The 16850-nt window shown below is 57.8% G+C and carries 16 protein-coding genes; 15 read left to right on the top strand and 1 reads right to left on the bottom strand.

From position 1 onward, the window contains the following. Positions 1-22 precede the first annotated feature (22 nt). From JHX88_RS10665 to JHX88_RS10595, 15 genes are all read left to right on the top strand, one after another. Positions 23-1060, top strand: a complete 1038-nt coding sequence (locus JHX88_RS10665; protein ID WP_076523984.1) for an ABC transporter substrate-binding protein — start codon at positions 23-25, stop codon at positions 1058-1060. Positions 1061-1166: 106 nt separating this feature from the next. Then, on the top strand, positions 1167-2417 hold the full coding sequence (locus JHX88_RS10660) for an ABC transporter permease (RefSeq protein WP_176011410.1): 1251 nt from the start codon (positions 1167-1169) through the stop codon (positions 2415-2417). Beyond that, on the top strand, positions 2417-3217 hold the full coding sequence (locus JHX88_RS10655; RefSeq protein ID WP_076523989.1) for an ABC transporter permease: 801 nt from the start codon (positions 2417-2419) through the stop codon (positions 3215-3217). Before JHX88_RS10660 ends, JHX88_RS10655 begins: the two co-directional genes overlap by 1 nt. Before the next feature lie 4 nt (positions 3218-3221). Beyond that, positions 3222-4589: an NAD(P)/FAD-dependent oxidoreductase gene (locus JHX88_RS10650; RefSeq protein ID WP_084202917.1), complete on the top strand. Its 1368-nt coding sequence runs from the start codon at positions 3222-3224 to the stop codon at positions 4587-4589. Between the two features lie 2 nt (positions 4590-4591). Beyond that, complete coding sequence (locus tag JHX88_RS10645) at positions 4592-5395, top strand: IclR family transcriptional regulator (RefSeq protein ID WP_272847993.1); 804 nt, start codon at positions 4592-4594, stop codon at positions 5393-5395. 204 nt (positions 5396-5599) lie between these two features. Next, positions 5600-7093, top strand: a complete 1494-nt coding sequence (locus tag JHX88_RS10640) for an aldehyde dehydrogenase (RefSeq protein WP_076523993.1) — start codon at positions 5600-5602, stop codon at positions 7091-7093. A gap of 63 nt (positions 7094-7156) precedes the next feature. Further along, positions 7157-9208, top strand: a complete 2052-nt coding sequence (locus JHX88_RS10635) for an oxidoreductase (RefSeq protein WP_076523995.1) — start codon at positions 7157-7159, stop codon at positions 9206-9208. Between the two features lie 14 nt (positions 9209-9222). Then, complete coding sequence (locus JHX88_RS10630; RefSeq protein ID WP_076523997.1) at positions 9223-10536, top strand: aspartate aminotransferase family protein; 1314 nt, start codon at positions 9223-9225, stop codon at positions 10534-10536. Positions 10537-10541: 5 nt separating this feature from the next. Beyond that, positions 10542-10925, top strand: coding sequence for a RidA family protein (locus tag JHX88_RS10625; RefSeq protein ID WP_076523998.1), 384 nt, complete (start codon positions 10542-10544; stop codon positions 10923-10925). Positions 10926-10967: 42 nt separating this feature from the next. Then, positions 10968-11699 carry a 3-oxoacid CoA-transferase subunit A gene (locus tag JHX88_RS10620; protein ID WP_076523999.1) on the top strand — a complete coding sequence of 244 codons (732 nt, stop codon included), beginning with the start codon at positions 10968-10970 and terminating at the stop codon, positions 11697-11699. 3 nt (positions 11700-11702) lie between these two features. Next, positions 11703-12374 (top strand): 3-oxoacid CoA-transferase subunit B, encoded by a 672-nt coding sequence (locus JHX88_RS10615; protein WP_076524001.1) that lies wholly within the window; start codon positions 11703-11705, stop codon positions 12372-12374. Between the two features lie 346 nt (positions 12375-12720). Next, complete coding sequence (locus tag JHX88_RS10610) at positions 12721-12978, top strand: hypothetical protein (protein ID WP_141225771.1); 258 nt, start codon at positions 12721-12723, stop codon at positions 12976-12978. After that, positions 12965-13840, top strand: a complete 876-nt coding sequence (locus JHX88_RS10605) for a DNA-methyltransferase (RefSeq protein ID WP_084202919.1) — start codon at positions 12965-12967, stop codon at positions 13838-13840. The genes JHX88_RS10610 and JHX88_RS10605 overlap by 14 nt, the downstream gene beginning before the upstream one ends. Before the next feature lie 398 nt (positions 13841-14238). After that, positions 14239-14418, top strand: coding sequence for a hypothetical protein (locus JHX88_RS10600; protein ID WP_076524009.1), 180 nt, complete (start codon positions 14239-14241; stop codon positions 14416-14418). 146 nt (positions 14419-14564) lie between these two features. Continuing rightward, positions 14565-15845, top strand: a complete 1281-nt coding sequence (locus JHX88_RS10595) for a hemolysin family protein (RefSeq protein WP_076524012.1) — start codon at positions 14565-14567, stop codon at positions 15843-15845. Positions 15846-16519: 674 nt separating this feature from the next. Here JHX88_RS10595 and JHX88_RS10590 read toward each other — a convergent pair. Continuing rightward, complete coding sequence (locus JHX88_RS10590; RefSeq protein ID WP_076524014.1) at positions 16520-16789, bottom strand: hypothetical protein; 270 nt, start codon at positions 16787-16789, stop codon at positions 16520-16522. Positions 16790-16850: the final 61 nt, after the last annotated feature.

The following is a 16850-nucleotide window of genomic DNA, read 5'->3' as shown; positions in this document are numbered from 1 at the left end:
TCATTCAACAGGGAGAACGGAAATGAAAATGAAAACTGCACTGCTTTCGGCATCGGCTATTGCCCTTCTGACCGGCCCGGTCTTCGCTCAGGAGCTGACCGTCGTATCCTGGGGCGGAGCGCTGCAAGAGGCGCAGACGAAGGCGTTCATGAAACCCTACGCAGAAACCACGGGCACGAAGATCGTGCAAGACACCTGGAGCGGCGAACTGGCGAAATTGCGCGCCATGGTCGACAGCGGCAACGTGGTTTGGGACGCTGTGGACGTGGATCCGCAGACGGGCGCCATTGCCTGCGAACAGGGGCTGCTGGAGCCTATCGGCTCGGAAGAGGTTTTCCAAGCGTTGGATCTGGTCGAAGGAGCATTGTTGGATTGTGCCGTGGGCACCAGCACCTATGCGACGATCCTCGCCTTTAAAAAGGACGCCTTTGCTGACGGTCCCAAGAGTCTGGTGGACATTTTCGACACAGCCAGATTTCCAGGTAAGCGCTCCTTCCGAAAAAGCCCCGTAGATACTTTGGAGGCGGCGCTTCTGGCCGATGGTGTGGCCCCTACCGAGATCTATTCGGTTTTGTCAACGCCGGAGGGCGTGGACCGCGCTTTTGCCAAGCTCGACACCATCAAGGACGATATCGTCTGGTGGGAAGCCGGTGCGCAACCGGCCCAGTTGCTGATGTCCGGCGAGGTAGCAATGGCGCTGGCCTGGAACGGCCGGATCGCGGATGTGAACGCGAACGAAAATGCCGACTTGGGCATAGCCTGGTCAAATCAGATTCGTGGCTTCGACATGTGGACGATCCCGGTTGGTGCCAAGAATGGTGATGCGGCGCGCGATTTTATCCTGACCACCCTCCAGCCCGCAACCAACGCTGAAATATCCAAATATATCGCTTACGGTCCTACAGTTGTCGCAGCGGCCGATTCGATTGATGCCGAAACGCTGGAAAACTTGCCTTCGGCACCACAGAATAGCGAGGGCGCGCTGGCGCAGGACGGTGCGTTCTGGGCGAAGAACGGGGATGCATTGAACGCGAAATTCTCGGCCTGGATCGCCCGATAGGTGAACCTTCCTGGAAAGTCTTAGGCGACAACAACGTCGCCTATTTCCGACACCCTGGTGGCTGCGATCCAGTCATCAGCTCTTGTCGATTATGTGCGAGCCTTCCATGACACTGACCGTCCTTCCTGAATCGCCGATGCCCCAGGCAAAAAAAGCCGAATCGAATCGTCGCATGGCCATGATCCGGCGCAAGCTGGGCGCAGTTCTTCCTGCAGTGCCGTTGATAGTATTCTTGGCGATGTTTCTGGTGGTCCCGCTTGCGATCATCATCAAGACTGCCATTCAAGATCGGGAAATTGTTGCCGCCTTGCCTGCAACGGTTGAACATCTGGCCACCTCCGGATCGGACGACCAAGCATTTGCGTTGCTGGTCGACGATCTGATCATCGCAAAAAAATCGGGGCTTCTGCGGCCTTTGGCCCGAAGGATGGAATATGGAGTGGAGGGTGGATCGACTGCTGTCATGGACGTTGCGCGTATCGCTGGGGACGACCTGATAGCGAAGCAGCCTGGCCAGATCCGTCAAGCCGTGATCGAGAGCAATTCTGCATGGGGAGAGAGCGGTGTTTGGAATGCGATCAATGCCGGCTCACGTTCGTATTCGTTGTTTTACCTCAAGTGGGCCCTGGGTTTGGATGTGAAGCACCGTGCAGACGGGCAGTTCACTTCAGAGATAAGTTACAATTTTCCTGCAATTTATCTGCGCACCATTGTCATCAGCGTCGCCGTTACTGCCTTGACGGTTCTGATCGGCTACCCCATGGCCTACGTCGTCTCGACCTCTTCGGGATTTGTCGGAAAGATACTGATATTCCTTGTTCTTCTACCGTTTTGGACCTCGCTTCTTGTCCGCACAATGTCATGGATCGTGGTGCTTCAGAGGAATGGGGTAATGAACGATCTGCTCATGACAAGCGGCCTGATATCCGAACCCGCACCCCTACTCTATACCCGATTTGCTACGGTGTTAGCGATGGTGCAGATTCAGCTTCCCTTTACGGTTCTGCCTATGATCAGCGTAATGCGTGTCATCCCGCCAAGCCATGTTCGAGCTGCGCGCAGCATGGGAGCCTCACCTTTGGCGGCACATTTTTCGGTGTTTATGCCACAAGCAGTTCCAGGTATAGCCGCGGGCGCGCTCCTGACATTCGTCCTGTGCCTGGGTTTTTATCTCACGCCTGCGCTTGTGGGTGGTCCCGGCGATCAGATGGTGAGCTTCTTCATCGCGCGCTTTACGAATGAGCAGCTTAATTGGGGGCTTGCGTCGGCCTTGAGTCTTGTCCTGATAGGGGGTGCGACCGTCATCGCCCTTCCACTCTCTCGCTACATTTCCACGCATTCTTCAGGGAGGTTCTGATGTCGACCCGCCGCTATGCAGACTTGCCTCTGTCGATTCGTTTCCCGCTCTATCTCTTCGTCGGCATTTCGCTTGCGCTCCTTATACTGCCGCTTGCGGCGGCCTTGCCGATTTCATTCAATTCGGCGCCTTGGTTTACGTACCCGTTTCCGGACCTGTCGCTGCGCTGGTTCAAGGCGCTCTTCGGTTCGGAGATATGGATTGGCGCGCTGTTAAATAGCGTAGGGATCGCGCTTGCCACGACATTCCTGGCCACGACGCTGGGGACGCTAGCCTCGATCGGCCTGGTCAATTCCAACTTTCCTCTGCGACGGTTCGTGATGGCGCTAGCCATTTCGCCGATGCTGATGCCCGTAGTGGTTTTGGGCCTGGCCCTGTTTATCTTCTATTCCTCGCTCGGGCTGAACTATACCTTCATGGGGGTCGTAATTGCACACACTCTCATGGCGACGCCTTTTGTCGTTATTACTGTCACCGCGACGCTGACCCGCTTCGACTTCACGTTGATGCGGGCAGCCGCAAATCTCGGTGCAGGAAAGGTAGCAGCCTTTAAGGATATCATGCTGCCTCTAATTGCTCCTGGCGTTGGTGCGGGTGCGGTCTTTGCCTTTGCAACCTCATTTGACGAAGTGGTGATAGTGCTTTTCATCGCCGGCCCTGGACAGCGAACCCTGCCCAAACAGATGTTTACGGGTCTGCGAGAGCAACTGGATCCGACGATCATCGCAGCTGCGGTCACCATGGTCCTGATTACCAGTCTCTTGATGCTCGTAGCCTTGGCTGTCGCAAGGAAAAGGTGACGGAATGCTTTTCTCCAACTCCGCGATTGCCCAGCTCAATCATCATGGAAGGTCTAATCTCGTGAGTATATTCGCTCCCGATTACCGTGAAGAGCCTTACTGGTGGATGGCCGCGCCGCCGTCCGGAGAAGATGTCACGGCCTCTGTGCCAGGGCCGGTGAAAGCCGACGTGGCGATCGTCGGAGGCGGTATCACTGGCTTGACGGCAGCACTCTTTCTTGCGCGCGGAGGGGCGGACGTGATCGTTGTCGACTCCGGCGAGATCGGCGGCGGTGCGGCACGCATGAACGCAGGCTTTCTCGGACGCACGTTGAAGAGGTCAATCGGATGGCTGGATAAGCACGTCGGTTCCGAGTATGCGGTTCGAGTCTATCGTGAGTTAGACGAGGCGCTGAAGGGTATCGAAAGCCTGGTCAACAGCGAGCAGATTGAATGCCATCGTCGCACCTGTGGCCGGCTTATATCGGCCAATTCCGAGCCGCACCTGCGACACCTGATCAAAGACATGGAAGAGATGAAGCACCGCCTTGGCTTTGATTATGAGGTGGTTAGCAAATCGGACCTGCATTCGGAGCTGGCTTCCGATTGTTATTTCGGCGGTGTAGTCGTTCCTGATCTCGGATCGATCCATCCGGGACTCTACCATTCCGGCTTGCTAAAACGGGGCAAAGAGGCGGGTGTGCGCTTCCTGGAGCGCGCCGCGGTGCTCACAATAGACTCCAACGGCGGACGCAAGAGCGTACGGACCGAGAGGGGAGAAATTTCTGCGACGCAGGTCATCGTTGCAACCAATGGCTACACCCCTCGAAACTTGAAATGGTTCGCGAGGCGACTGGTTCCCTTCCGAGGCTTCATTACGGCGACGGAAATTCTGCCATCTGAACTGATCGACAAAGTGCTGCCCAAACGCCGGACATATCTCGATACAAAAATGGGGATCGATTTCATCCGGTCCGCGCCGGATTCTGAACGCATCCTATTCGGGGGCCTGACTGGTCGACTCAACTCAACTTCCACCTCCCTCGTTCCCGCCCTTTATCGGCGTATGACAAGGATCATGCCGGATTTGGAAGGTGTCAAGATCAGCCGATCCTGGACCGGATTCTGTGCTGGCACGTTTGATTTTATGCCGCATATGGGAATACATGACGGTATCCACTATGCGCTTGGCTACAACTTTGCCGGTGTGCCCCTCGGCACGCATTTCGGGCGCAAACTAGCCTCCCGCATCCTGGGAAAGGGCGGCGGAAGTTCTGCTTTCGACATTGAAAAATTTCCGACACTGCCACTTTTCAACGGAACAGGGTTGGTCGCACCCCTCGCGATGCAGTATTTCAACCTTCACGACCGATGGATAACCAAGGGGAAATGAACGTGAAGCACCAATCCGGCGAGCTGGGGAGGGTGGCCGAGAAGCCACTGGAACGATATGTCCGTGCCCTGGAAGTCATCTCCGGCTTTCCCGAAGGCATCTCGCCTACGGCCATCGCAGAGATGCTCAACCTCCCGAAGGCCACCGCGTATCGGTTGATTCGGAGCCTGGCAGAAGTTGGTCTTGTCGAGATGACTGCGCCGCCTTCGGCCTCCTGTCGGCTGGGCGCGCGGCTGGAGCGTTTACTCTTTGCTGGGGCAAGTGACGGATGGCTGCGGATAGTCGCTCGACCGATCTTGTCTGAGCTGACCGAACAGACGGGCGAAGCCTGCTTCATGGCGCGCTTTGGAGGGGAAAAGGTAAGGAGCGTCGAAATGGTGGCCCCGGACAACCACCTTCGCGCTTATATTGTTCCAGGACAGGAGATTACGCCTCATACCGGAGCATCCGCAAAAGCGATATTGGCATTCCAGCCCAAGGAAGTAAGGGAGGCCGCTCTATCGGGCGATCTGCCGCGTTTCACTGCTCAGACAAAAACGGACCGAAAGGAATTGTTATCCGAACTCGCAGAAGTGCGGAAAGCTGGTATAGCTTTGTGCATTGGTGAGGATGTGGACGGATTCGCTGGAATTGCCGTTCCCATCATCGTTCCGGGTTTTGACGTGCAGCTCAGTATCTGTGTCACCGGGACAATCAGCGCCCTGACAGAACGAAAGAGGTCTCTGATTGAGACTGAATTGAAGAACTCTGCGAGCCGCCTTGTAAATTTACTCGAGCATCGAGCGAGCCTCCCGCTTCAGAGCTGAAACTCTGGGTTCTTTCGCCTCGGTAAATGGCGAGAAAATTGAATTGATGGCCGTCCCTCTGCATATCGCTTAGGGGATGATGATATATATTCAATATTATTTCAAATAATACAATGGCTTACGAGGATATTTTTGATTGACAGACTGCGAATCTCTGCCATTATTATCACTTAATGATCTTTATTATCAAAAAGTGAGACTAATATGACGGTCAATCAATCAAAATGGCACGATGCGGCCAAGGCGCATCGGTTCGTTGGTAAATCTTTGATCGGCGGAAAGCTGGTTGATGCGCAATCGGGTAAGACTTTCGGCACCATCAATCCGGCGACCGGCCAAGTTCTTACCGAAGTGGCGTCTCTGGACGTCGCCGACGTGGACGCAGCGGTTCGGTCGGCGCGGGCCGCTTTCGAAAGTGGAAGCTGGTCGCGTCGCGCACCTGCCGAACGCAAGAAGATCCTGCAACGCTTTGCTGAATTGATGCACGAGCACGCGGAAGAACTGGCGCTTCTCGAGACGCTGGACATGGGCAAACCAATTTCCGATGCTCTGTCGGTGGACGTGCCTGGGTCGGCAAATACCATTTCCTGGTATGCCGAGGCAGTGGACAAGCTCTATGACGAGATTGCCCCGACGCCTGACAATGTGCTCGCAATGATCACGCGCGAGCCGCTTGGTGTCGTTGCTGCGGTGGTGCCCTGGAACTTCCCGCTTCTCATGGCGTCGTGGAAGCTGGGCCCAGCACTGGCGGCTGGGAACTCGGTTATCCTGAAACCAGCCGAACAGTCGCCGCTTTCTGCTGTTCGCCTAGGTCAACTTGCGCTGGAAGCGGGCATCCCCGAAGGCGTGTTAAATGTGGTGACCGGGTTCGGCGAAACAGCGGGCAAAGCGCTTGGACTGCATATGGACGTGGATGCGGTGACCTTCACCGGCTCGACGCAGGTGGGCAAATTCTTCCTCGGCTATTCCGCGCAATCCAATATGAAACGCATCGCGCTGGAATGCGGGGGTAAGACGCCGCATATCGTCATGGCCGATTGCGGCAATTTGGACGAGGCTGCGACGGCGGCCGCCTTTGGGATCTTCTTCAACCAGGGCGAGGTCTGCAATGCCGGATCGCGCCTTCTGGTGCAGGAGAGCATCAAGGACGAATTCATCGAAAAAGTCATTGCGGTAGGCAAGACACTCGAACCCGGCGACCCGTTGGATCCATCGATTAAGTTGGGCGCCATCGTCACCGAAGAACAGATGAATCGCGTTCTTGGCTATATCGGCATCGGAAAGGAAGAAGGCGCCAGACTGATCGCTGGAGGACAGCGTGTCCGTACGGAAAGCGGCGGTTACTTCGTTGAACCGACTGTGTTCGATGATGTTAAAAACGACATGCGCATCGCGCAGGAGGAAATTTTCGGTCCTGTCCTTGCCACGATCACCTTCAAGGACCCCGAGGATGCTGTGCGGATCGCCAATGATTCGATCTACGGCCTTGCGGCAGCGGTCTGGACCGACAACATCAACACCGCGCTGAACACCGCGCGCCGGCTGCGGGCGGGCTCGGTCTGGGTTAACAACTTCGATGAAAGCAACGTCACCGTGCCTTTCGGGGGCTACAAGCAGTCGGGCATCGGCCGGGACAAATCGTTGCACGCAATCGAGAAATACACCGAACTGAAGACCACCTGGATCAAGCTGCGCTGATCCTGACCATTCCAGCCACCTATGTCTCCCCCGCCGAAGCCCGGCGGGGGCAATGGAGTAGCCATGCGCGATCCCCGCTTCGATATACTATTCGAGCCCGTGAAAATCGGTCCGCATATCGCCAGGAACCGTTTCTACCAGACACCGCACTGCAACGGAATGGGCAACCTGCGGCCGCAGGCACATGCCAGGATGCGGGGAATCAAGGCCGAAGGCGGATGGGCGGTCGTAAATACCGAACATTGCTCTGTTCACCCCACCGGTGACCTGATGCCGGAAGTGCTGCAAATGCTGTGGGACGACGGGGATATCCCGCCCCTCGCGCTGATGTGTGATGCGGTTCACGAGCACGGCTCTCTCGCTGGGGTGCAACTGGCCTATCCTGCCAATTACAATGGCAATCGCCTGACCCGGGAGGTGCCATTGGGGCCGATGGACCGCCCCGTCAGCGGCTATCATCCCGTCCAGGTTCGCGCGATGGACAAGAGCGATATCCGCAATCTGCGGGACTGGTGGAAGGCGGCAGCCATCCGGGCCCGCAAGGCTGGCTTCGACATCATCAATGTCGATTCGAATTTCTCGACCATCGCCTTTCAGTTTCTTTCCCCGCGCAACCAGCGTAGCGATGAATATGGTGGCAGTCTTGCGAACCGGGTGCGCTTGCTGAAGGAGCTGATTGAGGTTTCACGCGAGGGTGCCGGCGAGGGAGTGGCGATCTCGGTCCGCCTGATTGTGGATGAGCTGTTTGGTGACCAAGGCCTTCGCGTCGCCGATGAGGGGATCGAGGCGATCTCGATGCTGGCCGAACTGCCCGATCTCTGGGACCTGGTGGTCGGAACCTGGGCCGACGACTCCCCCACCTCGCGCTTTGCCCCCGAAAACGACCACGAGCCGTTCATGCTGGGTATCAAGAGCGTGACCACCAAGCCGGTGATCGGTGTCGGCCGCTTTACCTCTCCCGATACGATGGCCAGCCTCGTGCGCCGAGGCGTCCTGGATATGATCGGCGCGGCGCGTCCGTCGATTGCGGATCCGTTCCTTCCCAAGAAAATCGAGGAAGGACGCTATGAGGATATCCGCGAGTGCATTGGTTGCAACATCTGTGTCTCCAGCCACTTCGCGATGGTGAATTTGCGATGCACGCAGAACCCGACGATCGGAGACGAATGGCGACGTGGCTGGCACCCAGAACGCATCGGACCGGCGAAATCCGAGAAATCCGTTCTGATCGTCGGAGGAGGGCCGGCAGGGCTGGAATGTGCCCGCGCCTTGGGACAGCGCGGCTATCGAGTGACGCTGGCCGAGAGCGAAAAGCGGCTGGGAGGGCGGGTGACGCTGGAAGCTGAATTGCCCTGCCTGCGCGAATGGCTGCGGGTCCGCGACTGGCGCGTGACCCAGATCGGTAAGATGCCAAATGTTGACGTTTATCTGTCCAGCGAATTGAGCGCCGAGGATATCCTCGAGTTCGAGGCCGATCAGGTCGTGCTGGCAACCGGATCGTCTTGGCGCAAGGACGGCATTGGCCGGGCCTCACATCGGCCTCTGCCGCTCTCTTCCCTGATGCCGCTCTACACGCCGGACGACATCATGCGCGGCCGCTGCCCGCCGCCAGGCGATGTGCTCGTTTATGACGATGACCATTATTACATGGGTGCGGTGATTGCCGAAAAGCTGGCCTATGAGGGGGCGCAGGTAACGCTCGTAACACCCGCAGCGGATATCTCAGCATTCACCCTCAACACGCTGGAGAATATCCGAACGGTTCGCCGTCTTCAGGGACTGGGTGTGCGGATGGTGACTCACACCGGCTTGAACGGCACCGATGGCGACAAGGCCACGTTGTATGACGTCCGTACTGGTGTCGAAACCATCCTTGACACGGACGCGGTTGTGCTTGTCACAGCGCGCCAGCCGCATGGCGGCCTTTTCGCTGAACTCTCAGACATGTCGGGCGGACCGGCGGTCTCCCGTATCGGTGATTGCGAGGCGCCAGCTGCCATTTTCCAGGCCGTCTGGTCCGGCCGCCGCTTTGCTGAAGAGTTCGAGGTCGGAGCCACGTTCCGGCGCGAGCGGATAGATCTGGCACCGTCTTCTTCCTTTGACCTCGTCCCGTGAAAGGCTGACCAAACATGTTCGAAACCTCGAAATCCGCTACACTTTATGATCGCGCAAAAAAGGTGATGCCAGGGGGAAATACCCGTCACACCGTTTTTCGCCAGCCTCATCAGGTTTACGCCCTGCGAGGCCACGGTTGCCGCATCACAGACATCGACGGAGATGATCGTATAGATGCGGTCGGCAATTTTACTGCGCTGATCCATGGCTATGGCAGCGAACGTATCCGCGAAGCTGCACGGCGCCAGATTGACGCGGGTCCGTGCTTCGGAATGGCTACCGAGGGTGAGATCAGGCTTTCCGAGATGCTTTGCGAGCGCCTGCCGTCGGTCGAGCTTTTGCGCTATACGAACTCCGGAACCGAGGCCGTGATGAACGCGATCAAGGTGGCGCGAGCCTTCACCGGGCGTTCGAGATTCGCCAAATGCGAGGGGGCCTATCACGGCACCTACGACCCGGCTGAAACCAGCCAGGAAGCCCGCCCGGAATCCTGGGGTGAGATTGACAATCCGGCCTCCGTGCCGACCGCAAAAGGTACGCCACAAGGCGTGCTGGACGATGTGGTCGTCATACCTTTCAACAACACGCCCGTTGCCGAAGCGATCCTCCGGGCAAAGGGCAATTCCCTGGCGGCAGTTCTGGTCGACGTGATGCCGAATCGTGCCGGTCTCGTGCCGGCTAAGCCTGAATTTCTTCAGATGCTGCGCCGCGTGACGCGCGAACTCGGCGCACTTCTGATCCTGGACGAGGTTATCACCTTCCGGTTGGGCTATCATGGTGCGCAAGGGCGGTTCGGTGTAGATCCCGATCTCACCACCTTAGGGAAGGTGATCGGTGGCGGGTTCCCCATCGGCGCGATCGGAGGGCGGCGGGAAGTCATGTCCGTCTTCGACCCGACAATAGGCAGCCCGGCTGTGCCGCATGGCGGAACCTTCAGCGCCAATCCCATGTCCATGATGGCCGGCATCGCGGCACTGGAAGACCTGACGCCAGTTTCGTTTGAACATCTCGAAAGCCTTGGCGAACTTTTCGATGCAGGTATCGGCGACTGTTTCCGCCGCCATGGCATTGAAGGCCAGGTGACGGGACTAGGCTCGCTGCGCCGCATGCACCTGAGCAATGCCGAACTGACCGATTTCCGCTCGACCTTCGCCGCAGGGGACGGACCGAAGCGTGTAGCAGCCTTGGCCCGTTCCTTGTTCGACGAGGGCGTGATCATTGCAGCAAACGGCCTGATGGCCTTTTCGACAGCCATGACGCCCGATGACATCCAGGAAATTATCGATGCCTTTGACCGGGCGTTGCCCAAGGCATTTTCGAAGGAGTGACAGCCATGAGACAACAAGTTGAGGTCACCGGCCACTGGGGTGCCGCCATCGGTTATTCGCGGGCGGTGCGCGCAGGCAATTTGGTGGTGGTATCCGGCACTGCAGCTTCGGGGCCGGACGGAGCGATGTATCCTGGAGATGCCGAGGCGCAGACCCGCGAGGTTCTTTCGCGGATCGGAGCCGCGCTAACGGAGGTCGGTGCGTCTTTGGCTGACGTAATCGAAACGCGGGTGTTTCTGAAGCGCATGGAGGATTGGGACGCCGTTGGACGTGCTCATGGTGCAGTGTTCGGGGATATCCGTCCGGCGACGACGCTGCTGCAGGCGGGTGCCCTGATTGCCGATGACCTGCTGGTCGAGATTGCGGCAACGGCTGTTATCGACAGCTGATCGACAATTTGCGGATCAGTCGGGAAGATTGGGAGAGAGGTGATGGACAAGATTGTAGCGAATTTGGCCGACGCAGTTTCCGGTATCGAGGATGGCATGACGGTGATGATCGGCGGTTTCGGCGGCGCGGGGTCACCCCTTGAATTGATCCATGCGCTGATTGACCGCTTTCGGGCGACCGGGCATCCGGGTGAGCTGACCGTGGTGAACAATAACGCAGGCAACGCGCATCTCGGCCTTGCTGCGCTGATCGAAGTGGGGATGGTTCGCAAGATGATCTGTTCGTTCCCCCGCTCAGCTGACGCAAGCGTGTTCAATACTGCCTGGCGCGAGGGCAGGGTGGAGCTTGAACTCGTCCCGCAGGGCACGCTGGCCGAACGCATTCGCGCGGGGGGTGCGGGTATTCCTGCCTTCTACACTCCAACCGGAGTCGGCACCGATCTGGCGCGCGACAAGCCGGTCGCCGAGTTCGAGAAACGCGTCTACCTGCAGGAGCGCTGGCTGAAGGCCGATGTCGCGCTGATCAAGGCAGATATGGCGGACCGCCATGGTAACCTGACTTTTCGGATGGCCGCACGCAACTTCAGCCCATTGATGTGCATGGCTGCGGCCGAGACTATTGTTCAGGCGAGGCGTATTGTGGCCCCTGGAGGCATCGATCCCGAGGCCGTCGTCACGCCGGGAATCTTCGTTCAGAAGGTCGTCGATCTTTCCAGGCCTCATCAGGAAGAGGACCTGGTGCGCGCAGGTGCTGCCTACCCATTGGAGAACTGAACCATGGACAAACTGACAAACAACCAGATCGCCTGGCGTGCGGCACAGGACATTGCCGATGGTGCTTACGTCAACCTCGGCATCGGGTTTCCCGAGATGGTGGCTCGATACCAGCCTCCTGGACGCGAGGCGATCTTTCACACCGAGAACGGGATCCTGAATTTTGGCGAGGCTCCTGCAGCCGGAGAGGAGGACTGGGATCTCATCAACGCCGGGAAGAAGGCGGTGACCCTTAAACCCGGTGCTTCGTTCTTTCACCATGCCGACAGCTTCGCAATGGTTCGCGGCGGTCATCTGGATGTGGCAATTCTTGGCGCCTATGAAGTCGCCGCGAATGGCGATCTCGCGAACTGGTCTACCGGGCCAAAGCATGTTCCGGCGGTGGGCGGCGCGATGGATCTGGTTCATGGCGCGAAGCAGGTCGCCGTGATCAGCGATCACGTGACCAAGGACGGCCGGCCAAAGCTGGTCGAGACCTGCACTTTGCCGTTAACCGGGTTAGGCTGTGTGACCCGCGTCTACACGTCGCTGGCAGTCGTGGACATACGGGAAGGGCATTTTGTGCTGCGCGAGAAATTGACCACGGTTTCCCTTGACGAACTGCAAGCTCTGACCGGCGCACGGTTGCATCTGGATGGTCCAGTTGATGACCTGATGGTCCCGGAGTTGCCATGACCGACACCTTCATCCGCGATTACAATCTCGAAGTTGTCAACATCTAGCCCCTGCCGGGTCGATTTCCAGTAGGTCGATGAGGAACATCTTAGCGATACCTCCAAGATCGAGATCAGCCGCATCGGGCCTTGCCTGGTATGGACTTAGGACGAACGGCATCTGCCTGTTCTGCAGCGCCGCACCCCTGCAACGGACTGCTATTTCCCGCAGGTGCTGTGATTTCAATTGCCTGACAGCCAGGGCGCGGTGAGTAAGGCAATTAGCCCTCCGCTGAAGTGTCAAATCTATCTCCCATTGCCCTCCGCTCAATCCGCGTACCCTGGCCCGCTGGCGTAAGTGGATTGGCGTGAAAAGTGTGGAAAGGCTGCTCAGGAAAACCATCGACGCTGGGCAGCAGGCCGGCGTGATTGATGAAGGCAACACGAGGCGCGTGGCGGTTGTGGAAAAGGCCTTCACTCAGTTCATTCCCTGCCTGGCCATGGGAGAGCCACAGCAATCGAAACCTGTGGATTACGCGCACACACTTGTTTCCAGCAGCATTTACGGCACTATTATTCCTGTCGGCTTGTTTAACCGGAGTGCCGACAAGAATGACAATCAATGATCGCAATTTCCTGCAGCGCGGGCATCTCGATGCCGCGCCTGTTTTTCCCGCCTTTCCCAACACGATCCCATCTCGCAAGGACCATGATCCTTCCCAGACCGTTGTGGTCGGTGACTGCCTTGATCTCCTGCGCAAGATCGAAGCAAACAGTATTGATGCCGTGGTCACCTCCCCGCCATATAATATTGGCATCAGGTATCGCACGTATCACGACAGCAAGCCTCGTTCCGAATATATGGAATGGATGGAAGAAATTGCCTCGCAGATTACGCGGGTGCTGGCGGATGACGGATCAGTCTTTATCAATCTCGGTGCGGGGCCGGATCCGTGGATTTCGTCGGATGTCGCGGCGGAGTTTCGAAAGCACCTGATGCTGCAGAATCGGATTTCATGGGTCAAGAATATCAGTATCGGAGAGAAATCGATCGGCCATTTCAAACCGGTCAACAGCCAGCGATATCTGAACCGCACTCACGAAGAGATCTTCCATTTTACGAAGCGTGGCGATGTGAAAATTGATCGTCTCGCTGTCGGCGTACCCTACCAGGACAAGAGTAATATTGACCGCTGGAGACATGCGAGATCGGACAGGAGATGCGCTGGAAACTCCTGGTACATTCCTTACGAGACGGTTCGCAGCAGGGCCGGAAAGTTCAATCATCCCGCAGCTTTTCCCGTCGGCCTTCCGCTGCGATGCCTTCGCATGCACGGCAAGGCAGGTGTCGTTCTGGATCCATTCGTGGGGTCAGGCACCACGCTGGTCGCGGCCCAGATACTTGGCTGGCACGGGATAGGCATCGAGATTGATGAAGCCTACGCTGAGCTTGCCAACGCGCGACTTGATGAGCTGCAGGACCCCTGATCCGAGTCTTTCATTTTCAAGCTCAAGACGTTCCTGCTTGGCAGAATTAAGCCTCTGTCCACCCCAAGGGCTTCGAAAACTGCCCGGGTCTGGAAAAACGAAGTAGGTCCCGCACCACCACATACGGGCTATCTCGCTGCCAGCATCCTGTTTGAATCTCAGACCTGATCCACCCCCAAAATCTTGCAAGCAGTCGAATTAAAGACCTCGCGCCGGTCGGCGCGAGGCAAGTCCAACAGGGAGGTGGTCAAAATGACCAAGGATAGTTTGGTCGGCGCATATGTCATGGTCAAGGCGAGCAGACATCTATCGCCACCAAAGGAGTAATCTTGTTCGAATGACGGCATTTCGGCTCGCGACGCTCAGAATCATGGAAAGACGGGCGATTTGGGTAAATTATGGCCGAACCGCTGAAGGCGCCGCAAGGAAAGCAATCCCATCCGGCATCGATCTTCGGAATGGCGCAGGTATCTCGGACAGATGAAATCCGAGATGCATTCCGCATCTATGGCATCCGTTCCCACCTTCGCCACTGTGATGATCTGCTTCTATCGCTCATCCGTGTCGGCATGGGATAAGATGATCGTGAGAGAGAGGAGGCGCATCATTTCCATGGTCGCCATGTCCGACCTAGTTTAGGCTGGGTCAAGGTGGCGGATGTTCAGGAGGAACGTTGGCCGCGAGAACCGGAAGAGAGATTGGACCCGTAGGGAACCGATAGAGCATGCTGCTTGAGATCCTGATCGTTTTTACCATGACGCTTGTTAATGGCGTTCTGGCCATGTCCGAGCTTGCCGTCGTCTCTTCGCGCACTGCGCGTCTCAAGGTCATGGCCGATAATGGCAGCCGCGGGGCCGGGATCGCCATGCGCCTTGCGGCGGACCCCGGCAGGTTCCTGTCCAGCGTGCAGATCGGCATCACCCTGGTCGGTATCCTGTCCGGGGCCTTTTCGGGGGCGACGCTCGGCGTGCGCTTGGCCGATGCCCTGACTGCGGCCGGGTTGAGCGTCGCCCTGGCACAGACCATCGGTGTCGGGGGTGTTGTGGTCGCGATCACCTATCTATCGCTGGTGTTCGGGGAATTGGTGCCCAAGCAGATCGCGCTTCGTGCCCCCGAAAGCGCGGCCGCGCGGATCGCGCCGCTTCTTCAAGCCATCTCGATTGCCGCCGCGCCGGTGGTTTGGCTGCTCGACAAATCTGGCAAGATCGTGCTTGCGCTTCTCGGTCAGTCCGGCACCCCGGATAACGGCGTGACGGATGAGGAGATCAGGCTGGTTCTGTCGGAGGCCCGCACCGCCGGCGTGATGGAAGTGGCCGAAACCGAGATGATCGCCGGGGTAATGCGGATTGCCGACCGCACGGCGCGGGGGCTGATGGTGCCGAGGCACGAGGTCGAACTCGTGGATATAGCGGATGATCCGGCGGCCGTGGTCGCGCGCTTTCGGGAAACGGATCATTCGCGTCTTCCGGTGCGAGGTGGCGGTCCCGACGATATTGTCGGTGTCGTCAAGTCCCGCGATTTCCTTGATGCCGGAGCATCCGGTGTAGCGCCGGAACTGCGCGATCTGATCGTCGAAGCGCCGGTGGTTCGCGACGGGATGGCTGCGCTTGATGTGCTCGAGATGCTACGCAAGACCCCTGCGCATATGGTTCTCGTATATGACGAATACGGTCATTTCGAGGGAATCATCACCCCGATGGACGTACTCGAGGCAATTGTCGGTGAATTCCACGAGGGCGAAGGAGCCGAAGCGAAGATCGTTTCCCGCGAGGACGGCAGCCTTCTGGTGGCAGGTTGGACCCCCGTCGATGAATTCGCGGAACGAATAGGATTGTTGCTCGACGGGGATCGCGACTACGCGACGGTGGCTGGCCTCGTGTTGGAAAAGCTGGGGATGTTGCCGCAACCGGGCGAACATTTCGAGCTTGGCGGCTGGCGGATCGAGGTTGTGGATGTGGACGGGCGCCGGATCGACAAACTCCTCGTGCAGCGTAAGAATATGTGAGATCGGGCCTTGAAGCGCGAACTCTTTCGGGAAGTCGGTCCGGTTGCGGCTTTTGTGACATGGTTGCCAGCGATCTTCACAATCCCAAGTTTTGGGTGGTTGCCAATCGGCCACGATGCTGACCCCATTCATACGGTTCTTCAGCATATCCGATGTCCGGATGTCCATCAGAACGCGGGATTTCGCCGAGTCAGCGAAGAAAGGGCGGGTAGTTGCGCAGACCAGAAAAGCGCTGGCCAACAGAGATCGCATGAAATTCTCGTTCGATAGTGTATCGCGATTTCATGTCCGGCAATTTCCCGGAATGCAGTGTCGACGAAACCAGCAATGATCTCCGGGATGTGTTGGCGAGATTATAAAGTATCCTTGGACTCGCCATCGTCTTCGGCGTTTCGTTGAAGATAGGAGGGTAGGGGGGTGACCAAACTGCGCATGTCATAGCGGGTAAGGCGGATTTGGACTGATAGTGTTGCATCCGATATGTCTGCTCAAAAGAAAACAGGGTGGGCGGATAGTATGACTCCGCTGCAATTGCTCGGGTCATGCCTCAGCAAAGCGAAAGCAAGTCGTTTACTGGCCGAATCAGAGCTTTCCTGCCAGCCCGGCGAAGGCATATGGAACTGACTATTCACCTTTTCCAGCGGGGTAGGGCCTTACAATCGGAAGGGCTCAGGTCACGCATTCGGATGAGAATAGCCCAGAACCTCTGCTGAGCTGTCCACATCGCAGATATGCCGCCGGTCGCTGTCCCATGCTTCGACTTTCGCCACGCCCCCTGTCTCGGAAAGCCAACGAGAGGCGACGGAGCTGGCGGGACGCCGAACATGTGCGGCGATGACGGCGGTGCATGCGGCCTCCTGCCGGTCGCGCAGGATCGCCGGTGATTCAGCCTCGACGCATGCCGAGAGTTGGGCGAGGAAAAGGATTGGCAGGAGAATGCGCATGATGATCTCCGGATGTGGGGGTGAGATGACCCTAACACCGAAGGTATATTTCTGGCAAAAC

The organism is Paracoccus saliphilus (assembly GCF_028553805.1).
GTDB classification, from domain to species: Bacteria; Pseudomonadota; Alphaproteobacteria; order Rhodobacterales; family Rhodobacteraceae; genus Paracoccus; species Paracoccus saliphilus.
Note: the sequence above shows the minus strand (reverse complement) of the source record. Positions and strands in the feature narration are given on the sequence as shown.